This is a genomic window from Robinsoniella sp., assembly GCF_034124845.1.
In genome coordinates this window covers 1-4,389 of the sequence record NZ_JAWYAJ010000287.1, presented here as the reverse complement: position 1 = coordinate 4,389, position 4,389 = coordinate 1, and the positions used below count along the sequence as shown (strand labels likewise).

2 protein-coding genes and 2 riboswitches are annotated in these 4,389 nt (G+C 42.6%); both genes read right to left on the bottom strand.

Annotation, left to right across the window (positions count from 1 at the left end; all coding sequences use genetic code 11):
• Positions 1–352: 352 nt before the first annotated feature.
• A riboswitch (THF riboswitch) is annotated at positions 353–445 on the bottom strand.
• A gap of 116 nt (positions 446–561) precedes the next feature.
• A riboswitch (ZMP/ZTP riboswitch) is annotated at positions 562–647 on the bottom strand.
• Between the two features lie 72 nt (positions 648–719).
• Complete coding sequence (locus ACH2DQ_RS14200) at positions 720–2,405, bottom strand: diguanylate cyclase domain-containing protein (RefSeq protein WP_395027183.1); 1,686 nt, start codon at positions 2,403–2,405, stop codon at positions 720–722.
• A 46-nt stretch (positions 2,406–2,451) separates the two neighbouring features.
• Positions 2,452–4,389, bottom strand: a 1,938-nt coding sequence (locus ACH2DQ_RS14195; RefSeq protein WP_395027182.1) for an Ig-like domain-containing protein, incomplete at its 5' end; no start/stop codon positions are given.

Sequence of the window (4,389 nt, the reverse complement as noted above, 5' to 3'; positions counted from 1 at the left end):
CATATTGCTCAAGATATTTCTCGTCAATACCTGCTTTTGCTGCGATTTCTGTAATTGGGGACATAGTAGTCTCCTGTGCAATTTCGATGTCTGATTTGTAACCCATAGTTAAATATCTCCTTTCATATTAACCGCTTTTGCGGTGATTTACGTTATAAATTATACTACGGTCCCCGAAAGGACATGCGTCTGTCTGCCATTCTTAACCAATAAAAAAAGCAGTTGAATCATTTGCCACTCAGCAAATAACACAGCTGCCCAATATCGGGACTGCCTGCTATACTGCACAAAGAAATAGCATCTGACCATACACATTCTAAATAATATAGAAATAACAATACATCTTTTACGCAGTAGCGGGAGCGATCTTATAACGCGGAAGTCTCCTTCGTTCACCAAAAGCCTCCCCCTTTGGTGACACTTTACGTATAACATCTACTCTACTTGAACACATTATTCAATTGTTAATATAGAAAGAAATAAGTCATGCAGATTTCTTTCGGTTCCGGATAGAATTCTCACACCTGAAGTGTATTAAAAAAGGGCAACATCATAGATAACAAATGCTGCCCAGACGGTCGACCTTATCATATAATTTTGATTTCCCTGTGGTACTCCACAACTATCCGTCAGTAATCAAAACCTTTGTTACGATATATATACTATAAAACAAAGTTAAAAATTTGTCAAGAATTTTGTGGATATTTCACATAAAAATGTTACAATTGATCTCCTTTGTTGTTATATTCCATTTCAGGCTCAAATAGAACTACGCGGTTGCGGCCTTCTGCCTTTGCACGATAAAGTGCTATGTCCGCTTTCTGATAAAGGGTTGTAAAGGTCGTGCCGTCTTTGGGGTACATCGATGCCCCAATACTGGCTGATATTTCAATATCTCCATTGACCCAGCGGGCAACCCTTTTGCGCAGAGTTTCCAGGCGTTTTGCAAGGGCGTGGCTGCTCCCCACATTTTTCATGCAGATCACAAGTTCATCCCCTCCAAGCCTTGCTATCACATCATCCATCTTGCCGGCACTTTTTAAGGTATAGGCAATTTCTTTTAACACCTGATCGCCAACGATGTGTCCATAGGAATCATTAAGCATCTTAAAGTTGTCAATATCTACCATGACAAATCCATGGTTATGGCGTTTTTCGCTTTTTACGAACATCTTCGTAACCTTTTTAACAGCCTCCGACCTGTTCAGAACACCGGTGAGATCGTCATTTTCCAGCCGGTACTGCAGCTGGAATTCCTCTTTCTTTTTCTCATCTATATCGTTAAGTGCCACAAATGCAATAATATCTTTGGAGTACGGGTCCTGAATCAGCTGGATTTCACTTCCCACCCAGAAATAGTTTCCCTCCGGGTTCAGACGCCTGAATTCGCAATGCAGCGTTTTTATTCCTTCGCAATAGCGTTTCATTAAGTTGGCATAAGAGAACATTTCCTTGTAAATATCCTGATCTTCTTTATATATGAAGTGTTCCCATACATATCCTGCTGCTGCCGTAAAAGAAGTCCGGGCACTTTTGGGGACCTCGCCTCCCATAATGCCCTTTATATACTCCACGGTATCCCTGGTAATATTGTAACGGTAATTCATTACATTACCCGTCAGCTGACTCTCATAAGAGCGCTTCCAACGTTCATGCTCGATTTCTTTTTCATGGGCTATGGTCATGTCTTCCATGGATATGACCGCATAGCACCCATCCTCGGCGAGGGTATAATCATGGCGCAGCCAGACCTGCCGGTCCTGATCCAGGTTCATTTTTACAATGGTTTCCGCCATCTTGATTCCATCTGTCATCTTTTTAAAAAATGCCCGGTAATCTTCCTGGCTTTCCTCTGCTACGATTCCTTCCGTTATGAATGTCTCCGGCATATTTTCCAGTTCCTGGCGGTCAAAAAACTCAGCAGACTTTTCATATAGATATAATATTTCCGTATCCAGTTCATACCGTGCCGCCATTTTCTTCGTATGTTCCCATACGATCAGACGATAGGTCTCTTCCTGCCCGTACAATCCCTGAATGGCATCTTTGCGAAGGGTAAAATCCAGGCAGATACACAGGATTGCACTGGGGCGTTCACTGTCTCCTTTACACCGAAGCATAAACCAGCCCATTTCTCCGTTACGTTTCTTTATACGAACCTCCAGCTCCAAAGTTGCAGCCGGATTGCCGGGACAGAAACCCGCCATATTGCACATTTCTTCCCAGTCTTCCTGTAACACCAGTTCCTTCATTGCAGACGGCAGATCCTGCCGCTCCTCATATCCTAACATTGTATGAAAAAAGGTATTTACATAGGTCAAAGACAGCGCCTCGTCTCCCAGAAACTCACAGACTCCTGCAGGAAGTATGTCATATTGCGCATAATCAACTGTCTTATTTATCATTTTGCCACATCTACTTTCTCTGTAAATCATGATCAGCTTCTGCCGGTTATTTTACAGTGATTTTTATTACTCTTTTAATACCGTTGCATTTTACCGTAATGTTTGTGTTTCCCTGACGAAGTCCGGTCACGATGCCCTTCCTGTTTACGGACGCCACTTTAGGTCTTGCGGATTTATAAGTGATTTTTCCTTTAGGTACTGCATTTGCTTTGATCGCATAAGTTTTATTCTTCTTTAAGCGTACTGCCGTATGGCGTAATTTGAGGGAGGGTTCCCTTACGGTTATTTTACAGGTTTTCTTTACTTTGTTTGCTGTCGCCGTAATAAATGCGGTACCTTTTCGGACTGCCGTCACCTTTCCCTTTTTATCCACCTTGGCGATCCGGCTGTCACTGCTGCTCCAGCTGATTTTATTGCTGGCTCCACGGATATCTGCTTTTAAAATAACGCTCGTTTTCCCACCGGTATAGAGCACCGTGGAGGACCTGTTCAGGCTGACTTTCGGTTTCTTAACCGATACCTTGCAAGCAGCACTTTTTTTCTTCCCGACTTTCGCCTTGATCTCTGCTTCCCCAACTCCTACTGCAGTAATCACACCATTTTTAACTGTCGCTACTTTTTTATTACTGCTGCTCCATGTAATCTTTCTGGAATCTGTTGTATCCGATGGATAAAAGATTACTTTTATCTTACTGGTCATCTTCGGTGCAAGGGTAAGTTTTTGTTTTGTCAAAGCAATCCTGTTCAGAGGGGATTTTACGGTAACCTTACATTTAGCAGTTAAATTCCCCACTCTTGCAGTAATTACCGTGCTTCCTGCGCGCAGCCCCAATACTTTTCCATTTTTGTCCACGGCTGCTATTTTACTGTCCTTGGAAGTCCAGGTTACTCTTTTATCAACGGTTGTATCTTCCGGTGAATATGATACCCGCAGTGTGGATGTTCCATTTTTATTTATGGTGAGATTGGTTTTATTTAAGTTGATTCTCTCCAGTAATGTGACTCTCGGTCTGGGATTTGGAACTGCGGCCTTAGAAGTAAACGCCTTCATCCGAACGCTGTATCCTTGCTGATCCCCATCATACCAGACATTTCCGTTCTTATTGCCCACGAAGCTCTGCCCGGCTTCTGTATGGTTCGTGATATGCATATCACTATATCTTGTATCAGACTTATCAATATGCAGGAGTACATTCGTCCCGCTTCGATTGGTAAATGTTATGACCACAGAGAATCTTTCCCCTTTGTCCAAATGTACTTTTTCATTCAGAGGAATGGTATAATAACCGGAATAAGAAACATTTCCGGTTTGCTCGCTGGTAAAAACCGGGACGCCGCTTGCAGGATTTGTTTGATCTCTGACGTTTCGATAGATCTGTATTTTATAAGAAAGATTCGGTGTCTCACTCATAAAAGAGACTGCTTCCAGAATCTCTCCGTTGGCATTTGCAGAAGCTGTCTGATAAATATTGCCGGCGCTGTAGCCATTTTGTATCCTTACATAGCCATCGTATATGGTACCGTCATACTGATAAATGTGATCGTAATTATCCGCCGCTTCCCCTTCCATTACAAATGCGTAAGAATCGCTGCGATTTAAATAATTGTCCTCATAGGAAATCCAGAAATATCCCCGATCTCCCCAGGCACTGCCGTAACTGTTTTTCGCCAGCCAGGCTCCGTTATTGATTGGTTTGCAACCCTCCGGAAAATTATCCTTGCTGTAGGTATCATCCCAGCCTACCAGAGTAACGGCATGATTCATGTTCCCGTATCCCTGATAGTTATAGGCAGCAGTATTGCGGTTAAAAAATGGTGCCTCGTATACCATTGAAATATAAGATGCGCCATAATTTAATATCCATTGCTTCATGGTTGTGCGATCCTTCGTCCCAACCCATTTTGCATTTTGCAAATGCACTTTATCCTGATAGGCAACGGCATTATTTAATGGCCGGATGGATGCCGTATTTCTTGGATAAAC

What these genes read in the sequence shown, in the direction of transcription:
- ACH2DQ_RS14200 (WP_395027183.1), bottom strand. Translation starts at nt 2,405, where the DNA reads ATGATAAATAAGACAGTTGATTATGCGCAATATGACATACTTCCTGCA.